Source organism: Brevundimonas basaltis, from assembly GCF_014202075.1.
GTDB classification, from domain to species: domain Bacteria; phylum Pseudomonadota; class Alphaproteobacteria; order Caulobacterales; family Caulobacteraceae; genus Brevundimonas; species Brevundimonas basaltis.
The window spans coordinates 155,050-172,667 of record NZ_JACHFZ010000002.1 but is presented as its reverse complement, the minus strand read 5'-3'; the positions used below and the strand labels follow the sequence as shown (position 1 = coordinate 172,667).

Here is a 17,618-nt window from a genome sequence, read left to right as displayed (position 1 = left end):
GCCTTCCCGGAACGCGAGCGCCACGTCGGTGAACGCCTCCTCTCCCCGGGAACCCCACCATGCGCGCAGTCCTGTCCAAGGCCCCCGGCGGTCCCGATACCCTGGTCGTGGAGGAGGTGCTGGATCCCACGCCGGGCAGGGGCGAGGTGGTGATCGAGGTCCGGGCGGTCGGGGTCAACTTCCCCGACACCCTGATCATCGAGGACAAATACCAGTTCAAGCCGCAACGGCCCTTCTCGCCCGGCGGCGAGGTCGCGGGCGTGGTCGAGGCGGTCGGCGAGGGCGTCACAACCCTGCGCAAGGGCGACCGGGTCATCGCCGTGCCGGGTTGGGGCGGCATGGTCGAGCGTCTGGCTGTCCCCGCCGCCTCGGTGATGAAGATTCCCGACGGCATGGATTTCGAGACCGCCGCCGCCCTGACCATGACCTACGGCACCTCCTACTACGCGCTCAAGGACCGGGCCCGGCTGGAGGCGGGCGAGAGCCTGCTGGTGCTGGGCGCGGCCGGCGGAGTCGGCGTCGCCGCGGTCGAGCTGGGCAAGGCCATGGGCGCGCACGTCATCGCCGCCGCCTCGACCAGCGACAAGGTCCAGTTCGCGCTGGAGGCCGGGGCCGACAACGGCCTGATCTACCCCTCGGGCAAGATGGACAGGGCGGCGCAGAAGGAGTTGTCGGGCGAGCTCAAGCTGGCCTCGGGCCGCGATGGCGCGGACGTGGTCTATGACGCGGTGGGGGGCGACTATTGCGAGCCGGCGCTCAGGGCCATGGCCTGGAACGGCCGCTATCTGGTGGTCGGCTTCCCCGCCGGTATTCCGTCCTTGCCGCTGAACCTGACCCTGCTGAAGTCCGTGTCGGTGATCGGGGTCTTCTGGGGCGCGGCGGTGATGCGGGACCCGGCGGCCCACGCGTCCAACATGGCCGACCTGTTCCGCTTCTGGAGCGAGGGCAAGATCAGGCCGCGGGTCAGCCGCACCTTCCCGCTGGAGCGCGCCCACGAGGCCATCCGGGCGCTCGGCGACCGCTCGGTGATGGGCAAGGTGGTGGTGACGGTCGAGAGTTAGTCCCGCCTCAGCTGCTCCAGCGCTTCGGTCGCCTGGTCCCTGTGCCGGCGTTTTATGTTGGCGCCCAGGGTGGCGATCAGGGCCCCGATGACGGCCGCGTCGTCGGTGAAGCCGATGCCGGCGAAGATGTCGGGAATGGCGTCGATGGGCAGCACGAAATAGGCCAGCGCCCCCAGCATCAGACCCTTGGCCGCGGCCGGTGTCTCGGGGTCGCGCGCGGCGAACCAGATCGACAGGGCCTGGCCGGCGAAGGGTATGCGCGAGGCGGTGCGCCGGATCTTGGGCCAGAAGCCCTTCTGCACCCGCACCTCATTGACCCGCTGCACCGAGGGCGTGAGCGCCCGGGCGGGGTCCAGCGCCTCATCGGGCGTGACGGGTTTGGCTTTGACGGACATGGCGGTTAAACCCCCGGCCGAAACTCAGGTTCAGACAAGATAGGGGCTCGCGCCATGAAACTCGACAGCAGCATCGCCGCGGTGGTCACCGGCGGCGCCTCGGGCCTCGGCGAAGGCACGGCCCGCGCCCTGGCCGCCCAGGGCGTCAAGGTCGCGCTGTTCGACATGCAGTCTGACAAGGGCGAGGCCGTCGCGGCCGATATCGGCGGGGTCTTCTGCCAGGTCGACGTCACCGACGACGCCAGCGTCGCCGCCGGCTTTGAAAAGGCCCGCGCCGCGCACGGCCAGGAGCGACTGACCGTCAACTGCGCGGGCATCGCGACGGGCCAGAAGACCGTCTCGCGCAAGAAGGACACCGGCGAGATTCGCGCCCACGACATGGCCCAGTTCGAGCGCACCGTGCGGGTCAATCTGTTCGGCACCTTCCGCGTCCTGTCGCAGTCGGCGGCGGGCATGGTGACGCTGGAGCCCATGGCGGACGGCGAACGCGGTCTCGTGGTCAACACCGCCAGCGTCGCGGCCCAGGATGGTCAGATCGGTCAGGCCGCCTATTCGGCGTCGAAGGGCGGCGTCTACGCCCTGACCCTGCCAGCCGCGCGCGACCTGGCCCAGGAAGGCGTGCGCGTGAACACCATCCTGCCGGGGATCATGTGGACGCCGATGATGGCGGGGATGGATCAGAAGATCCAGGACGCGCTGGCCGCCGCCATTCCGTTCCCGAGCCGTCTGGGCACGCCCGCCGACTACGCCTCGCTGGTGCTTGAGCTGGCCCGCAACGTCTACATCAACGGCGAATGCATCCGGCTGGATGGCGCAATTCGCCTCGCGCCGAGGTAGGGGCGCTATCGCTCGCCGCACGGCGGCTCGCTGCTTGAGCGCAGTTTTTCCACGAAGGGACTTGCGAGGGTCCGGCCGGGTCCGGTATAGGCCCGCCCTCGACTGAAGCGCGGGCGTAGCTCAGGGGTAGAGCATCACCTTGCCAAGGTGAGGGTCGGGCGTTCGAATCGCCTCGCCCGCTCCAGTCGAAACAGCAAAGGGCTCGGTCTCCGGACCGGGCCTTTTGGTTTTGGAGCCATAGGCCGGCGCCGGTGTTGAGGGACACCGTCCGGAGGGCTACCAACGGGCATGGCCTCCACCGCTCCACCAATCCAGCTGCTCCAGTCCGCCGTGGCCGCCTATCGCGCCGGCGACTGGGCGAGCGCGCGGGCCCGGCTCGACGAGGCCGTCGCCAGCGGCGCCGACGGCGACGCCGACGCCTGGGCCCTGTTGGCCGCGAGCTGCGTGCGCCTCGGCGACCATGCCGCGGCCGGGACCGCGGCGGACCGGGCGCTGGTGCTGAACGCCCGCAGCCTGCGCGGCGCCCTGGCGAAGGCGGACGTCCTCGCCGCCCAGGGCGCCCACCGGGAGGCCAATTTCTATTTCAACGCCTTCGTCAAACTGGCCGGCGCGGCGCCGTCGTTGCCGCCCGATCTCGCCGAAGGTCTGCGACGGGCCCGCGCGGCCCAGGATCGCATCGCCGCCGGCATGCAGGGTCTTCTCGACGGAGCGCTGGAGGACGCGGGCTATTCCGCCGGCGCGTCCGACCGGCGATTCACCCACGCCCTCGACATCCTGACCGGCCGCAAACAGCCTTATCTGCAGCAGCCGCAGGCGCTTTATTATCCAGAGCTGCCCAACATCCAGTTCTACCCGCGCGACCAGTTTCCGTGGATGGACGCCGTCGAGGCCGCCACGGACGACATGACGGCGGAGCTGAACGCCATTCTCGAGGACCGGTCCGCCTTCGCCCCCTATCTGCAAACCCAGCCCGGCATGCCGAGCCGGCCCGACTATCCGCTCGTCGACAGCATGGACTGGAGCAGCTGCTTTCTGTCGAAGGACGGCCGCGAGACCGCCAACGCCGCGCGTTGCCCGAGGACGATGGCGGCCCTGAAGGACGCGCCCCTGTGCCGGGTCAAGGCGCGCTCGCCGCAGATCATGTTCTCCCAACTGAAGGCCGGGGCGCACATCCAGCCCCACACCGGTTTCGTCAACACCCGGCTGACCTGCCACCTGCCCTTGATCGTGCCGCCGGATTGCGAGTTCCGCGTCGGCAACGAGGTGCGCGCGTGGGAGCGTGGCAAATGCTGGGCTTTCGACGACACCATCGAACACGAGGCGAGGAACGGCAGCGACCGGGCCCGGGTGGTGCTGATCTTCGATATCTGGCGTCCCGAACTCAGCGAGGAAGAGCGGGCGCTGGTCGCCACCCTTCTGGAGGCGATCGACGCCTATGCGCCGCGGACGGTGAGCTGGGACTGACCCCCGAGATTGCCCCGGCGCGGCAAATCGATCACCGTTCCACAGGGTCGTGAAGGACAGGGCTATGGGCGAGGGCGTCAGGACAGTCGGACCGACGGAGTGGAGGCGGCTGGACGCCTTCGTGGACTCCGCCTTCGCCTTCGCGGTGTCGCTGCTGATCATCGCCGGGGCCGAGCCGCTTCGGTCCTTCGACGATCTGGTACACGCCCTGATGCGGATCCCCGCCTTTCTGGCCGGTTTCGCCCTGATCATCCTGTTCTGGCTGGCCCATCGGGCGTGGTCGTCGCTGGGCCCCCGGCGCGACCGGATGGCGACGCTGCTCAGCCTGGGGGTGGTGTTCGCGGTGCTGGTGTTCGTGTTCCCACTTCGCCTGCTGACCGAGACGGCGTTGCATTTCATGTCGGGCGGCGCGCTGCCGGGCGGCGGCCTGATCGCCGGCTTCGACCAGCTGGGCTGGACCTATGCGATCTACGGCTTCGGCTTCTCGGTGCTTTCGGCGCTGTACGTCCTGTTGTTCCGGCATGCCCGGGCGGGGTTGGAAGCCGCCGATCCGACGGCGCGGGCCGCGCGATCATGGGCCCGGACGTGGACCCTGGCAGCGGTCACGGGGATCGTGTCCGGCGCCTTGGCCCTCAGCCCCCTGCTGCCCGTCGCACCGTGGCTGCCCGGTGTGGCCTATTGGGGGATTCCGCTCGGCATCTGGGTCCTCGCCGCCCTCGATCGCAGACGGATACGGCGTGCGGTCGGCGCGGCGCCGGCGTCCGAAATCTGACGGTTCGGCGCTGGACGATCCGGAGCCGGCGGTCTAGTCGCCCTGTCGGGGAAACCGGGCCGTTCCGGTTCGCCGTTTGCAGTGTATGGCCCGAACGGGCGCCGCGGGCGCCAGAACGGGACAGTCGGGGCGCATGTTTCTGGAAGGCCAGGTCAACTGGGTGTGGGTTCTGGGCGGTCTGGCGGCCGTCGGCTGGGCCATCGGCCTGATCGGCCTGTGGTTGGCGGCGACCAATCGCTCGCGGCATGTGGATGCCTCGGATCAGCTCGATCTTGTGCAGCGTGTCGCGGAGGATTCCCAGAAACGGCTGTTCGAGACCCTGAACGCCATTCCGGTGGCGCTGGTCGAGACTGACCGGCAGGGCAAGTTCGTCTTCGCCAACCGCGCCGCGCACCAGCTGCTGGGCCGCCGCGACGCCGAACTGATCGGCCTGCGCTTCCACTCGGCCACGTGGGGAATCACCTTTCCGGACGGACGGCCCATTCCGCCGGATCTGCTGCCCAGCGCCCGCGCCCTGCGCGGCCAGACGGTGAAGGGCTTCCAGCACCTGCTGGCCAACCCCGCCTCGCGCCGCAAGATGCTGGTCTCGGTCACCGCCATGCCGATCGAGAACGAGTTGGGTCAGATCACCGGTTCGACCGCCGCCCTCGTCGAGACCGAGAGCCTGATCACGCCCGAAGTCACCGCGCCCGAGACTCCGGCGACCGACGACGGCCTGACCCGGCGGGTGTTCGACGCCGCCGCCAGCGCCCTGGTCGTGGTCGGGCCGGACGGACGGGTGCGCGAAGCCAACCGCACGGCCTTGCTGGTGCTGGGCGCCGAGACCGCCGCGGGCGACTTCGCCGACCTGTTCCTCGATGAGGACGAGCGGGTCGAGGGGCGCCAGGCGCTGCGGACCGGGCTGGCGGCTCCCGCCGGCGAGGCTGAACCGATCGTTTCACGTCGGGGCGCCGAGGAGGGCATCCGCTGGTCGATGCTGCCTCTGACCGACGTCGATGGACAGGTCGACGCTCTGCTGTTGGCGGGTGAGCGGGCCGACCCCGCGCAGACCGACGCCGACGGGGCGGCCGCCGCTGAACCGGCTGTCGGACCGGACTCCGTCGCCGACCAGGCTCTGCGCGAGGAGGCCGAGGCGGCTCGCGCGGCCGCCGCCGAGGCGCTGGCCGCCGCCGAGGCCGCGCGCCGCGAAGCCGAAGAGGCCCGCGTCGCCGCGGCCCGGGTTCGTGAGGAAGCCGAGGCCGAGCTGCAGGGCGGGCGGCGGATGGAGAGCGTCGGTCGTCTGACCGGCGGGCTGGCCCATGATTTCAACGCCGTGCTGGGCGTCATGACCGGCGCCCTCGACATGATGCTGCGCCAGGCCGACGACCCGGCCCGGGTGCGGCGCATCGGTCAGGCGGCGCTCGCGGCCGGGCAGAAAGGCGAACTTCTGACCCGGCGCCTGACGGCCTTCTCGCAGGGCGACGACGAACCCGTCCTGCGAGTCATGGACGCCGGCGTGTTGCTGAGGGGCATGGAGAGCCGGCTGCGCGAACTCGCGGGCTCCGGCGTGGACCTGATGATCGAGGGCCCGGCCGAGGCCGCTCCGGCGCGGCTCGACCCCGTGGCTTTCGAAGGCGCGGTCAAGGCGCTGACCCGCAACGCCGTCGAGGCTCTCGACGGGCAGGGCTCGGTGGCGGTGCGTCTGGAGACGCTGATGGAGGGCGGCCTGCGTCTGAGCGTCCGCGACAGCGGGCCGGGCATGGACCGCGATCTGGCGGCGCGCGCGGTCGAGCCCTTCTTCACCACCCGGGAGGGCGCGGCCGGTCTGGGCCTGTCGCAGGCCTACGCCTTCGCCCGTCAGTCGGGCGGGGTTCTGTCGATCGACAGCGCGCCGGGCCAGGGCTCCGAGGTGTCGATCACCCTGCCGGCCGCACAGGCCTGACCGCTGCCGCTGGCGTCGTCGGCCCAGCGGTGTAGAATGGTTAACAGGCCGTGGGAGGGTTGATCATGAAGTTGTTGCGTTTTGTCGTGGTTCTGGCCGTTCTGGCCTACGCCGGATGGCTGGCGTGGCCTTTCCTGTCTCCCTTCTTCGAAGGCGCCGGTCCCGAGGCGGCCGCGCTGCGCGCCGGAGCGGAGGCGCAGGGCGGCGGCGAACTGTTCGGCTTCCTCCCGGCCTGGACCCTGTGGGCCGGAGCCATCGGCCTGTATGTGATCTCCGCCTTGATGCTGGGTTCGGGGAGTCCGAAGTCCGCCATCGCCTATTTCCTCGCCTTCATCGCCGACGCCGGCTTGCGGCTGGCGCTTGACCAGCAGGGCGGGGCGGCGGCCCGGTCGGGCCCGGCCACCATGTCGGCGCCGGAGGCGGCGTCGAGTTTGCCTGTGGATCCGCTCTGGCTGACGCTGGGGGCCCTGGTGATCCTGGGCCTGCTGGTCGTGATCGCTGGGCGCCGCATCCGCCGCGCGCGGACGCCGGGCCAGTTCGCCTACTAGAACGCGCCGGAACGCCTATATCGGCCGGGACGGTTGACGCGCACCCGCGCGCCGCTAGGTTCCGCGCGCTCCCCCGCGCCCAGAGAAACGAGAGACCCCATGGCCGAAGCCGCTTCCTATGACGTTGTCATCATCGGCGGCGGGCCGGGCGGCTACAACGCCGCGATCCGCGCCGGGCAGCTGGGACTGAAAGCGGCCTGCATCGAGATGCGCGACACCCTCGGCGGGACCTGCCTGAACGTCGGCTGCATGCCGTCGAAGGCGCTGCTGCACGCCTCCGAACTCTATGAGATGGCGGGCAAGGACTTCGCCGATCTCGGCATCGAGGTCGGATCGCCGAAGCTGAACCTGGGCCAGATGATGAGCCAGAAGGCGGACAGCGTCGGCGCCCTGACCAAGGGCATCGAATTCCTGTTCAAGAAGAACAAGGTCGAGTGGGTGAAGGGCCGCGGGCGGATCACCGGTCCGGGCGCGGTCGAGGTGACGGCGGCCGACGGCTCGACGTCCACCCTGTCGGCGAAGAATATCGTCATCGCCACCGGCTCGGAGCCGACGCCCCTGCCGGGCGTGACCTTCGAAGACGGCAAGGTGGTGGATTCCACGGGGGCCCTGTCGCTGCCGGCCGTGCCTAGGCATCTGATCGTGGTCGGGGCCGGGATCATCGGGCTCGAGCTGGGCTCGGTCTGGCGCCGGCTGGGGGCGCAGGTCACGGTGGTGGAGTACCTCGACCGCATCACCCCGGGCATGGACAGCGATGTCGCCAAGGCCTTCCAGCGCGCCCTGACCAAACAGGGGATGAGCTTCAAGCTCGGCTCGAAGGTGACCGGGGCGAAGACGTCGAAGGACGGCGTCGAACTGACCGTCGAGCCGGCCGCCGGCGGGGCGGCGGAGACGCTGAAGGGCGATGTGGTGCTGGTCGCCATCGGGCGGCGTCCGTACACCGAGGGGCTGGGGCTGGAGACGGTGGGGGTCGAGCCGGACAAGCGCGGCTTCGTCGCCAATGATCATTTCAGGACCAACGCCGGCGGCGTCTGGGTTATCGGCGATGTCACCCACGGGCCGATGCTGGCCCACAAGGCGGAAGAGGACGCCGTGGCCGCGATCGAACTGATCGCCGGCAAGGCCGGGCACGTCGATTACAATCTGGTGCCGAGCGTGGTCTACACCGCCCCCGAAGTGGCGTGGGTCGGCCAGACCGAAGACCAGCTCAAGGAGGCCGGCGTCGCCTACAGGAGCGGAAAGTTCCCGTTCAGCGCCAACAGCCGCGCCAAGATCAACCACGAGACCGAGGGTTTCGCCAAGGTGCTGGCTGACGCGACCACCGACCGCATCCTCGGCGTCCACATCATGGGACCGCAGGCCGGCGAGATGATCGGCGAGGCCTGCGTGGCCATGGCCTTCGGCGGCTCCAGCGAGGACGTCGCCCGTATCTGCCATCCCCACCCGACCCGTTCGGAAGCGGTCAAACAGGCGGCCATGGGCGTCGATAACTGGACCATGCAGGCCTAACCGGGTCGCCGCAGCCCGCGGAAGGCCATGCGCGAGCGGCCGAAGTCGAGGGTCACCTCGCGGAAGCGGTAGAGCAGGTCGGCGCCAATCAGCAGCGCCGGCCGCTCGATCAGTTCCAGCACCTGGAAGGCGTGAAGGTCGGCGAACAGCAGCGGCGTCGGTCCAAGACGTTGGGTCCCGAGGCGCATGTCCCGAACGTGACCGCTGGCGGCGGCGAGGACCTGGCCGGTGACGCCGTAGACGGTGATCCGCTCGAGTCCCGCCGGATCCCCGCCGACCGAGCGGAGCAGGGCGAGGTTGCCGATCGAATACTGGGCGCCGGTGTCGACGAAGACGTCGACTTCCAGGCCCTCGACGAAGCCTTTCAGAATCAGCGCGCCGAAACGGCCCCGTCGGGCGGGGCGCTCCGGGCCCGACAGCCGGGTAGCTCTGTGCCCTGCGTCCCCGACCGCCACGACATCGGGCCCCGACGGTCTCATCTGGACGCGGCGCCTCGGGATATGCAGGTCGAGGCGGAATCGGCCCAGCACATCCAGACCGATCAGGCCGTCGGCGGCCAGGGCCGCCCGCGGAAAGACCGGGGCGTGCAGGTCATGGATGCGCCGTCCGCCGACGTTGAGGCGATTGATGTGCACGGTCGGGGCCGTCTGGGCCGCCGTCAGACCGTGGACAAGCACCGGCGCCCGGGGCGGCAGCTCCCAGGCTCGAGCCAGGTCCTCGGCGATGACGGTCCGCCCCGCGCCGGTATCGAGCACGAAGAGCGCGCCCCGGCGACCGTTGATCGTCACGCGCAGAGCCATGCGCGTCAGCAAATTGGCCAGCAGCCGGGGTTCGCTCGTCTCCGGTTCCTGCGTGAAGGCGGAGCCGCCCGCCAAAAGGCCGGACAGGCCGAGCGCGACCTCGCGCCGGTTCAGGATCGGGATCGCACCGTCCGTCAGAGCCGCCTCCCCGCGTTCTGAAACGGCAGTCTAGGCCCGGGGATGCGCCGATGCATAGGCGTCGAGCAGGCGGGCGGCGTCGACGGCGGTGTATTTCTGGGTCGTCGAAAGGCTGGCGTGACCCAGCAGTTCCTGGATCGACCGCAGGTCTGCCCCGGCCCCCAGCAGGTGGGTGGCGAAGCTGTGGCGGAGGGCGTGGGGCGTGGCGCTGGCAGGCAGTCCGAGCCTGGAGCGCAGGCGCTGGACCGTAGCCTGGACGTGGCGCGGGCTGAGCGGGCCGCCGCGGCGGGCGCGGAACAGGGCGTCGCCGGAGGCCAACGGGAAGGGCTGGAGGGCGAGGTAGGCGTCGATGGCCTGACGGACGGCGGGCAGGACGGGGACCAGTCGGGTCTTGCCGCCCTTGCCTGTGATGCGCAGGGTCTCGGGCAGGGGAGTGTCGGCGCGGGTCAGGGACAGGCCCTCGGAGATGCGCAGGCCGCAGCCGTAGAGCAGGGTCAGGACGGCGCGGTCGCGGGCGACCTCCCAGGGCGCGGCGTCGGGGTCGGTCTCCGGTTCCTGCATCAGGCCGCGGGCCTGATCCTCGCTGACGGGACGGGGCAGGGAGGGCTTGACCCGCGGGCCGCGGACCAGGGCGAGCTGGGGGGCGGGTACGCCGCAGCGGCGGTCGAGGAAGGCGTGGAAGGTGCGGATCGCCGACAGGGTCTGGCTGATCGAGCGGGCGCTTAGCGGGCGGTCGCCGGAGCGGCGCTCCGCCAGATGGGCGCGGAGTTCGGCCGGGGTAACGGTTCCCAGCGACTCCATATCGGGGGTCTCGCCCCGGTGGCGCTGGAGGAAGGCGAGATACTGGCGGCCGATATGGCCATAGGCTTCCAGCGTGCGGGGCGACAGGCGGCGCTCGTGGGCCAGATGCTTCAGCCAGGCGGCCAGCGCCTGTTCCGCGCTCAGCTGAGGATGGGCCATCGTTCGGCCGTGCGTTCGACGACCCGGGCGATGAAGGCCACCAGTTCGCAGCCCATATTGGGGGTGAAGCCGTCCGGCTCGGGCGAGGCGAAGGCGCAGAGGGCGGGCCGGGGGCCGGGCTCGTCGCCGGGGAAGACCGGCGTCATGCGGATTAAGGCGACGGACTTCACCTCATCCTCCGTCGCTCCGAACAGGTTGAGGCCGTCGAAATTGGGGCCCAGCCAGGTCAGGCCGTGCTCGCCGAGCAGACCGTCGATGCCGCCGGCTTCGAGCGATTTCCAGCCGAACGGCACGGCGCCAGGCTTCTCCAGCGCGATGACGGCGCCGGCGAGGCCGAAGCGGCCCTGCGACACGCCGTCGAGGCGGCGGGCGAGATCGGAGGGGTTGCGCGCCTCCATCAGGTCCAGCGCCGCGACATGGGTCTGGGTCTGGGCGGCGAAATTGGCGCGCGCGACGGCCTCGATGCGTTTGCGGGCGTCGGCTTCGCGCTCGGCGGCCGCTTCCAGCCGGGTCAGGGCGGCGCGGCCGAATTCGACGACGTTGCGACCGTGCGGCTTGAGCCCGATCTCCTCGAGCAGGGAGCGGTCGTCGAGCAGGGTCTGGGGATTGGCCTGCAGCCAGGCGCGGATTTCGGGCCAGTGAGGCCCGGCGTCATCGGCGGAGAGGTCAGGCGATACGCTCACAGACCTCTCCTCGAGGCGTCATCAGAGAATGGACTGGCCGGTCTTGCCCCAGTCCGCCAGGAAGGCATCAAGCCCCTTGTCGGTTAACGGGTGTTTGACCAAGGCCTTGAAAGTGTCGGCCGGGAGGGTGGCGGCGTCGGCGCCGGCGACGGCCGCGGCCGAGACGTGGCCGGGGTTGCGGAGGCTGGCGGCGAGGATTTCGGTGGCGAAATCGTGGGTGTCGTAGAGCACCCGGATCTCCTCCAGCAGGCCGATGCCGTCGGCGCCGTGATCCTCGAGCCGGCCGACGAAGGGCGACACGAAGGTGGCGCCGGCCTTGGCGGCCAGCATGGCCTGGGCGGCGGAGAAGCACAGGGTGACGTTGGTCTTGATGCCCTTGTCGGCGAAGGCGCGGGTGGCGCGCAGGCCGTCCCAGGTCAGGGGCAGCTTGACGACGACGTTCGGCGCGATGGCGGCGAGCTTGTCGCCTTCCTTGACCATGGTCTCGAAGTCGGTCGCCACGGCCTCGGCGGAGATGGGACCCTCGACGAGGGCGCAAATCTCGGCAATGACCTCGGCGATGTTGCGACCGGATTTGGCGATCAGCGAGGGATTGGTGGTCACGCCGTCCACCATTCCGGTGGGCAGCATGTCCTTGATGACGGCGACGTCGGCGGTGTCGAGGAAGAGTTTCATGGCGGGGGTCTTAACGCCATGAGCGCCAGAGCGCGAGCCCCTAACCCCTCCACCATCCTTCGCCTGTGGCTCCGGATGGTCCCCCTCCTCATTTCTTCGGAAGGGGGAGGAGACGCGGAATGAAAGTCGCCAGCGTTCTCATACCGCTGCCGGTGCCGGAGGCGTTCGACTATGAGGTCCCCGAGGCGGTGGCGCTGGCGCGGGGCGATCAGGTGGCCGTGCCGCTGGGGCCGAGGCTGATCCGGGGCGTGGTCGCCGAGGTCCGGGAGACGACGGGCTCGAACCGGCGGCTGAAGGCGGTCGAGCAGGTTCTGGACGATCCACGGCTGCCGGAACGCACGGTGGACTTCGTGGAATGGGCGGCGCGCTGGACGCTGAGCGCGCCGGGGGAGATGGCGGCGGCGGCGCTGAAGGGACTGCGGGCGCCGCGGCCCCGGCCGGAGCGGCGGGTGCGGCGGGTCGGAGAGCGGTCGCCCGCCAAGCTGACGGCGGCCCGGGCGGCGGTTCTGGAGGCCCTGGGTCCGCGCTCCATGCCCGGCCCGGATCTGGCGCGGGCGGCGGGGGTGTCGTCGGGGGTGGTCAAGGGATTGGTCGACGAGGGGGTGCTGGAGGTCGTCGAGATCGAGGCGGTGGCGGCCTTCGACCCGCCGGACCCCGATCATGCGCCGGCCAGCCTGAATCCGGACCAGGCGGCGGCGGCGGACGCCATTGCGGAGGCCGTGACCGGGGGCGGGTTCGCGCCCTTCCTGCTGGACGGGGTCACGGGATCGGGCAAGACCGAGGCCTATCTGGAGGCGGCGGCGCGGACGCTGAAGACCGATCCGGCGGCGCAGGTGCTGATCCTGCTGCCCGAGATCGCCCTGACCCAGGCGCTGATCGAGCGGATCGCGGCGCGGTTCGGCGCGGCCCCGGCGGAATGGCATTCGGGAGTCGCGCCGCCGAAGCGGCGGCAGGTCTGGGAGGCGGTGCAGGCGGGGCGGTGCAACATCGTGGTCGGGGCGCGGTCGGCGCTGTTCCTGCCCTTTGTGAACCTGCGCCTGCTGGTGGTGGACGAGGAGCACGACGGCTCGTTCAAACAGGAGGAGGGGCTGGTCTATCACGGGCGCGACCTGGCGGTGGCGCGGGGCCGGATCGAGGCGGCGACGGTGGTGCTGGCCTCGGCCACGCCGTCGCTGGAGACGCTGTGGAACGCCCATCAGGGCCGCTACGGCTGGCTCAAGCTGGCGGCGCGGCACGGGGCGGCGGTGCTGCCGCAGATTTCGCTGCTGGACCTGAGGCAGGCCCCGCCCGATCCGCAGACCTGGCTGTCGCAGCCGTTGAGGGAGGCCATCGGAGAAACGCTGGCGCGGGGCGAGCAGACCCTGCTGTTTCTCAACCGGCGGGGCTATGCGCCGGTGGTGCTGTGCCGGGCCTGCGGGCACCGGATGACGGCGCCGGACACGGACAGCTGGCTGGTCGAGCATCGCTACACCGGGCGGCTGGTCTGCCATCTGACCGGCTTTTCGATGGTCCGGCCCAAGCTGTGTCCGTCGTGCGGGGCGGAGGACTCGCTGGTTTCGGTCGGGCCGGGGGTCGAGCGGGTCGAGGAGGAGGTGCGCCAGCTGTTCCCCGAGGCGCGGACGGCGGTGTTCAGCTCGGACACCGCGCCGGACGGCAAGTCGGCGCGGGCGCTGATCCAGACCATGGCCGAGGGCGGGATCGATATTCTGGTGGCGACCCAGGCCGCCGCCAAGGGCCACAACTTCCCGCACCTGACGTTGGTGGGGGTGGTCGACGCCGACCTGGGTCTGAGGGGCGGCGACCTGCGGGCGGCCGAGCGGACCTTCCAGCTGCTGACCCAGGCGACCGGCCGGGCCGGGCGGGCGGACAAGCCGGGGCGGGCCGTGCTGCAGACCTGGACGCCGGAGCATCCGGTGCTGATGGCGCTGGCGGCGGGCGACCGCGACGCCTTCGTCGAGGCCGAGATGGCGGAGCGGGAGGCGGCATCGCTGCCGCCGTACGGACGGCTGGCGGCGCTGATCCTGTCGGGCGAGAACGCGGCGGCGGTGGACAAGGTCGCCCGCGAACTGGCCGGCTCGATCCCCAACGCCGAGCGGCTGGAGGTCTATGGCCCGGCCGACGCGCCGCTGGCGCTGGTGCGCGGGCGGCGGCGCAAGCGGCTGCTGGTCCGGGCCGACCGGGACGTCGATCTTCAGGGCTTCTTGCGGGCCTGGCTGGCGCGGGTGAAGATCCCGGCCAGCGTACGGCTGAACGTGGACGTGGATCCGTACAGCTTTCTGTAAGCGGCCTCGGCGCGCCGGTGAAACGCGAAAAAATGAGTCGCAGGAGTCGCAGGAGTCGCATTGGCGACACGCCTGGGGCGGCGGTCAGAGGTTCGGTTGTCAAAGACCGGCGGCGAAACACCTCGGCAGTATGCGCCCGCTGGCTTATCCGGATGGAAGATGGGATCTGGAATCGGTGATCCGACTGGAAACACGGGATGTTTTCCGCTGAACCCGACTATAATTTCGCGGATTGCCAGCGCAGCGGCACGGGCGCCGCGTCCGCAGGGGGCCGACCGTTACACTCCGGGTTCAGCGGTCTCGCGCCGGTTCAGCTCGGCCTGGGCCGCCTCGCGCGCGGCGGCCTTTCGCATCGAGGCGCGCCGCGACCACATGTTCAGGGCTTCGACGCCGCCGGAGAAGGCCATGGCGGCGTAGATGTAGCCCTTGGGCACATGGGCGCCGAACCCTTCGGCGATCAGAACCATGCCGATCATCAGCAGGAAGCCGAGCGCCAGCATGACCACGGTCGGATTGTCATTGATGAAGTTGGCCAGCGGGTCGGCGGCCAGCAGCATGACCGTGACGGCGACCAGAACCGCCACGACCATGATCGGCAGGTGATCGGTCATGCCCACCGCGGTGAGGATGGAGTCGATCGAGAATACCAGGTCCAGCAGGATGATCTGGAAGATGGCCGAGCCGACATTGGAGATGACCACCTCGGACTTGTTCTTCTCCAGCATGTCCTCGCTGGGGGTGGGATCGACGCTGTGGTGGATTTCCTTGGTGGCCTTCCACACCAGGAACAGGCCGCCGGCGATCAGGATCATGTCCTTCCAGGAAAAGGCGTTGTCGAAGACGGTGAATACCGGCGCGGTGAGGCTGACGATCCAGGCGATCATCGACAGCAGGGCCAGACGCATGATCAGGGCCAGCGAGATGCCGATGCGGCGCACGCGCGACCGGTGCTCTTCCGGCAGCTTGTTCGACAGGATCGAGATGAAGATGAGGTTGTCGATGCCCAGCACCACCTCCATCACCACGAGGGTGACCAGCGCGGCCCAGGCGGCCGGGTCGGAGAGCAGGGGAATGATGGAGTCGAACATGGAGCGTCCTGAGCGAAGCGGCTTGTGCCGAAATCGCTAGGGGCGCGCCGCGTTCCACGCAAGCGGTGAGTTGGGTCGGCGGTCGCGGTGCGACAAGGCAGACCCCGTCCAAACAGCCGCTTGCGACCGCCTGTCCCGGTTGCGGCGGGGGGGTTAGGGTGCTATCAGGCGCCCGGCTGAGCCGGAGGGTGCGTCGCGAGACGTTTCTTCGGCGTGCTTTCTTCAAGCATTTCAGGCCTTTGACCGGTGCGCACCCCGCCGCCGGTCGACAACCCGAACGCTAACCCGCGCGGACCATACAGTGGCTGACGATTACAGGACGACGGAAGTCGGCGAGCGCTATGCACAGGCGCTGTTCGACCTCGCTGACGAGACAGGCGTTCTGGACGCCGTGCGCGCCGACCTGGCGTCGCTGCGCGCCGCGTGGAAGGACAGCGCGGACCTGCGCCGGCTGGCCACCTCGCCGGTGATCGCCTCGGAGGATCAGCAGAAGGGTCTGGTCGCCATCGCCGAGGCCGCGAAGTTCAATGGCGTGACGAAGAATTTCTTCGGCCTGCTGGGCCAGAACGGCCGCTCGGGCGACCTGCCGGGCGTGATCGCCGGCTTCGAGAAGCTGTATGCGAAGAAGACCGGCGTCGTCGCCGCCGAGGTTGTCTCGGCCCAGCCGTTGAGCGACGCCCAGATGAAATCCATCCAGTCCGCCCTGCGCGCCTCGCTGGGCAAGGACCCGGAAATGACCGCCCGCGTCGATCCGTCGATCCTGGGCGGCCTCAAGGTCAAGGTGGGGTCGAAGCTGTTCGACGCCTCGCTGAAGACCAAGCTCGACCAGATGAAGTTCGCACTGAAGCGCGCGTAAGCGCGCTGACCACAAAGAATGCAACGGGCCTGACCGCCCGGCCCAAGAGACGATAACAGAGAGCCTGTCATGGACATCCGCGCCGCCGAAATCTCGGCCATCCTCAAGTCGCAGATCGCCAACTTCGGCGTGGAAGCCGACGTTTCGGACGTCGGCCAGGTGCTGTCGGTCGGCGACGGCATCGCCCGCATCCACGGCCTGGACAACGTCCAGGCCGGCGAGATGATCGAATTCCCCAAGGCGGGCGTGAAGGGCATGGCCCTGAACCTCGAGCGCGACAACGTCGGCGCCGTGATCTTCGGCCAGGACAACCAGATCGCCGAGGGCGATGAAGTCCGCCGCCTCGGCGAGATCGTCGACGTGCCGGTCGGCAAAGGCCTGCTGGGCCGCGTCGTCAACCCGCTGGGCGAGCCGATCGACGGCAAGGGCCCGATCCAGTTCACCGAGCGCCGCCGCGTCGACGTCAAGGCGCCGGGCATCATCCCGCGCAAGTCGGTGCACGAGCCGATGCAGACCGGCCTGAAGGCCATCGACACCCTGATCCCGATCGGCCGCGGCCAGCGCGAGCTGATCATCGGCGACCGCCAGGTCGGCAAGACCGCCGTGGCCGTCGACACCATCCTGAACCAGAAGTCGATCAACGGCGAAGGCGCCGCCGAGAGCGACAAACTGTACTGCATCTATGTCGCCATCGGTCAGAAGCGCTCGACCGTGGCCCAGATCGTCAAGACGCTCGAGGAGCGCGGTGCCCTGGACTACACCATCGTCGTCGCCGCCACGGCCTCGGAGCCGGCCCCGCTGCAGTTCCTGGCTCCGTTCGCCGGCACCGCCATGGGCGAGTTCTTCCGCGACAACGGCATGCACGCCCTGATCGTCTATGACGACCTGTCCAAGCAGGCCGTGGCCTATCGCCAGATGTCGCTGCTGCTGCGCCGTCCGCCGGGCCGCGAAGCCTATCCGGGCGACGTCTTCTATCTGCACAGCCGCCTGCTGGAGCGTTCGGCCAAGCTGAACGCCGACTACGGCTCGGGCTCGATGACCGCCCTGCCGCTGATCGAGACCCAGGCCAACGACGTCTCGGCCTATATCCCGACCAATGTGATCTCGATCACCGACGGCCAGATCTTCCTCGAGTCCGACCTGTTCTACCAGGGTATCCGCCCCGCCGTGAACGTGGGCATCTCGGTGTCGCGCGTGGGCTCCTCGGCCCAGACCAAGGCGATGAAGAAGGTCGCCGGCTCGATCAAGGGCGAGCTGGCCCAGTACCGGGAGATGGCCGCCTTCGCCAAATTCGGTTCGGACCTCGACGCCTCGACCCAGAAGCTGCTGGCCCGCGGCGCGCGCCTGACGGAACTTCTGAAGCAGCCGCAGTACTCGCCGCTGACCATGGAAGAGCAGGTCGTCTCGGTTTACGCCGGTACGCGCGGCTACCTCGATGGCGTCGCGGTCGGCGATATCGGCCGCTTCGAGAGCGAACTGCTGGCCCGCATCAAGTCGTCGAACCCCGGCCTGCTGGAAGGCATCCGCACCAAGAAGGACCTCACCGCCGAGCTCGAAGCCGAGCTGAAGTCGGTGCTCGAAGCCTTCGTCCAGACCTTCGCCTGAGCCTGAACTGACCGAGAAGCGAGA

Annotated in this window: 16 protein-coding genes and 1 tRNA gene; 11 read left to right on the top strand and 6 right to left on the bottom strand. The window is 69.8% G+C overall.

The genetic code is table 11. From position 1 onward, the window contains the following. The first annotated feature begins 59 nt into the window (after positions 1–59). Positions 60–1,061, top strand: a complete 1,002-nt coding sequence (locus HNQ67_RS05315; RefSeq protein WP_183253124.1) for an NADPH:quinone oxidoreductase family protein — start codon at positions 60–62, stop codon at positions 1,059–1,061. On the opposite strand, the gene HNQ67_RS05310 is transcribed toward HNQ67_RS05315, so the two are convergent. Continuing rightward, positions 1,058–1,456, bottom strand: a complete 399-nt coding sequence (locus HNQ67_RS05310; protein WP_183253122.1) for a YkvA family protein — start codon at positions 1,454–1,456, stop codon at positions 1,058–1,060. The genes HNQ67_RS05315 and HNQ67_RS05310 overlap by 4 nt on opposite strands. A 54-nt stretch (positions 1,457–1,510) precedes the next feature. On the opposite strand from HNQ67_RS05310, the gene HNQ67_RS05305 reads away from it, so the two are divergent. The 7 genes from HNQ67_RS05305 (at position 1,511) to lpdA (ending at position 8,507) form a co-directional block, all read left to right on the top strand. Further along, positions 1,511–2,293, top strand: a complete 783-nt coding sequence (locus tag HNQ67_RS05305) for an SDR family NAD(P)-dependent oxidoreductase (protein WP_183253120.1) — start codon at positions 1,511–1,513, stop codon at positions 2,291–2,293. A gap of 109 nt (positions 2,294–2,402) precedes the next feature. Beyond that, positions 2,403–2,477, top strand: a tRNA-Gly gene (locus tag HNQ67_RS05300). A 104-nt stretch (positions 2,478–2,581) separates the two neighbouring features. Continuing rightward, positions 2,582–3,757 carry an aspartyl/asparaginyl beta-hydroxylase domain-containing protein gene (locus HNQ67_RS05295; RefSeq protein WP_183253119.1) on the top strand — a complete coding sequence of 392 codons (1,176 nt, stop codon included), beginning with the start codon at positions 2,582–2,584 and terminating at the stop codon, positions 3,755–3,757. A 49-nt stretch (positions 3,758–3,806) separates the two neighbouring features. Further along, positions 3,807–4,529, top strand: coding sequence for a TMEM175 family protein (locus HNQ67_RS05290; protein ID WP_183253117.1), 723 nt, complete (start codon positions 3,807–3,809; stop codon positions 4,527–4,529). 133 nt (positions 4,530–4,662) lie between these two features. Next, the gene (locus HNQ67_RS05285; protein ID WP_183253115.1) at positions 4,663–6,450 is read left to right on the top strand and encodes a PAS domain-containing sensor histidine kinase; all 1,788 of its coding nucleotides are present in this window, start codon (positions 4,663–4,665) and stop codon (positions 6,448–6,450) included. Positions 6,451–6,515: 65 nt separating this feature from the next. Beyond that, on the top strand, positions 6,516–6,998 hold the full coding sequence (locus tag HNQ67_RS05280) for a hypothetical protein (RefSeq protein ID WP_183253113.1): 483 nt from the start codon (positions 6,516–6,518) through the stop codon (positions 6,996–6,998). 99 nt (positions 6,999–7,097) lie between these two features. Beyond that, a complete protein-coding gene (lpdA, locus tag HNQ67_RS05275; RefSeq protein ID WP_183253111.1) occupies positions 7,098–8,507 on the top strand; it encodes a dihydrolipoyl dehydrogenase in 1,410 nt (469 codons plus the stop codon). Here lpdA and HNQ67_RS05270 read toward each other — a convergent pair. The 4 genes from HNQ67_RS05270 to fsa form a co-directional block, all read right to left on the bottom strand. After that, a complete protein-coding gene (locus tag HNQ67_RS05270) occupies positions 8,504–9,307 on the bottom strand; it encodes a retroviral-like aspartic protease family protein (protein WP_183253109.1) in 804 nt (267 codons plus the stop codon). The genes lpdA and HNQ67_RS05270 overlap by 4 nt on opposite strands. 168 nt (positions 9,308–9,475) lie before the next feature. Next, positions 9,476–10,405, bottom strand: a complete 930-nt coding sequence (locus HNQ67_RS05265) for a tyrosine recombinase XerC (protein ID WP_183253090.1) — start codon at positions 10,403–10,405, stop codon at positions 9,476–9,478. Further along, complete coding sequence (locus HNQ67_RS05260) at positions 10,387–11,088, bottom strand: DUF484 family protein (protein ID WP_343054824.1); 702 nt, start codon at positions 11,086–11,088, stop codon at positions 10,387–10,389. The genes HNQ67_RS05265 and HNQ67_RS05260 overlap by 19 nt, the downstream gene beginning before the upstream one ends. A 21-nt stretch (positions 11,089–11,109) precedes the next feature. Further along, positions 11,110–11,763, bottom strand: a complete 654-nt coding sequence (gene fsa / locus HNQ67_RS05255) for a fructose-6-phosphate aldolase (protein WP_183253088.1) — start codon at positions 11,761–11,763, stop codon at positions 11,110–11,112. Positions 11,764–11,882: 119 nt separating this feature from the next. Between fsa and HNQ67_RS05250 the strand changes: the two genes are divergently transcribed. After that, on the top strand, positions 11,883–14,045 hold the full coding sequence (locus HNQ67_RS05250) for a primosomal protein N' (protein ID WP_183253087.1): 2,163 nt from the start codon (positions 11,883–11,885) through the stop codon (positions 14,043–14,045). A 278-nt stretch (positions 14,046–14,323) separates the two neighbouring features. Here HNQ67_RS05250 and HNQ67_RS05245 read toward each other — a convergent pair whose 3' ends face one another. Continuing rightward, positions 14,324–15,133: a TerC family protein gene (locus tag HNQ67_RS05245; RefSeq protein WP_183253085.1), complete on the bottom strand. Its 810-nt coding sequence runs from the start codon at positions 15,131–15,133 to the stop codon at positions 14,324–14,326. Between the two features lie 301 nt (positions 15,134–15,434). On the opposite strand from HNQ67_RS05245, the gene HNQ67_RS05240 reads away from it, so the two are divergent. Both HNQ67_RS05240 and atpA read left to right on the top strand, forming a co-directional pair. After that, complete coding sequence (locus tag HNQ67_RS05240; RefSeq protein ID WP_183253083.1) at positions 15,435–15,989, top strand: F0F1 ATP synthase subunit delta; 555 nt, start codon at positions 15,435–15,437, stop codon at positions 15,987–15,989. Positions 15,990–16,058: 69 nt separating this feature from the next. Then, on the top strand, positions 16,059–17,594 hold the full coding sequence (gene atpA / locus HNQ67_RS05235) for a F0F1 ATP synthase subunit alpha (RefSeq protein WP_183253081.1): 1,536 nt from the start codon (positions 16,059–16,061) through the stop codon (positions 17,592–17,594). Positions 17,595–17,618 lie beyond the last annotated feature (24 nt).

Excerpts from the sequence above, each read along its gene's own strand:
- HNQ67_RS05315 (WP_183253124.1), top strand. The coding sequence starts at position 60 with ATGCGCGCAGTCCTGTCCAAGGCCCCCGGCGGTCCCGATACCCTGGTC.
- HNQ67_RS05310 (WP_183253122.1), bottom strand. The coding sequence starts at position 1,456 with ATGTCCGTCAAAGCCAAACCCGTCACGCCCGATGAGGCGCTGGACCCC.
- HNQ67_RS05305 (WP_183253120.1), top strand. The coding sequence starts at position 1,511 with ATGAAACTCGACAGCAGCATCGCCGCGGTGGTCACCGGCGGCGCCTCG.
- HNQ67_RS05295 (WP_183253119.1), top strand. The coding sequence starts at position 2,582 with ATGGCCTCCACCGCTCCACCAATCCAGCTGCTCCAGTCCGCCGTGGCC.
- HNQ67_RS05285 (WP_183253115.1), top strand. The coding sequence starts at position 4,663 with ATGTTTCTGGAAGGCCAGGTCAACTGGGTGTGGGTTCTGGGCGGTCTG.
- HNQ67_RS05280 (WP_183253113.1), top strand. The coding sequence starts at position 6,516 with ATGAAGTTGTTGCGTTTTGTCGTGGTTCTGGCCGTTCTGGCCTACGCC.
- lpdA (WP_183253111.1), top strand. The coding sequence starts at position 7,098 with ATGGCCGAAGCCGCTTCCTATGACGTTGTCATCATCGGCGGCGGGCCG.
- HNQ67_RS05270 (WP_183253109.1), bottom strand. The coding sequence starts at position 9,307 with ATGGCTCTGCGCGTGACGATCAACGGTCGCCGGGGCGCGCTCTTCGTG.
- HNQ67_RS05265 (WP_183253090.1), bottom strand. The coding sequence starts at position 10,405 with ATGGCCCATCCTCAGCTGAGCGCGGAACAGGCGCTGGCCGCCTGGCTG.
- fsa (WP_183253088.1), bottom strand. The coding sequence starts at position 11,763 with ATGAAACTCTTCCTCGACACCGCCGACGTCGCCGTCATCAAGGACATG.
- HNQ67_RS05250 (WP_183253087.1), top strand. The coding sequence starts at position 11,883 with ATGAAAGTCGCCAGCGTTCTCATACCGCTGCCGGTGCCGGAGGCGTTC.
- HNQ67_RS05245 (WP_183253085.1), bottom strand. The coding sequence starts at position 15,133 with ATGTTCGACTCCATCATTCCCCTGCTCTCCGACCCGGCCGCCTGGGCC.
- atpA (WP_183253081.1), top strand. The coding sequence starts at position 16,059 with ATGGACATCCGCGCCGCCGAAATCTCGGCCATCCTCAAGTCGCAGATC.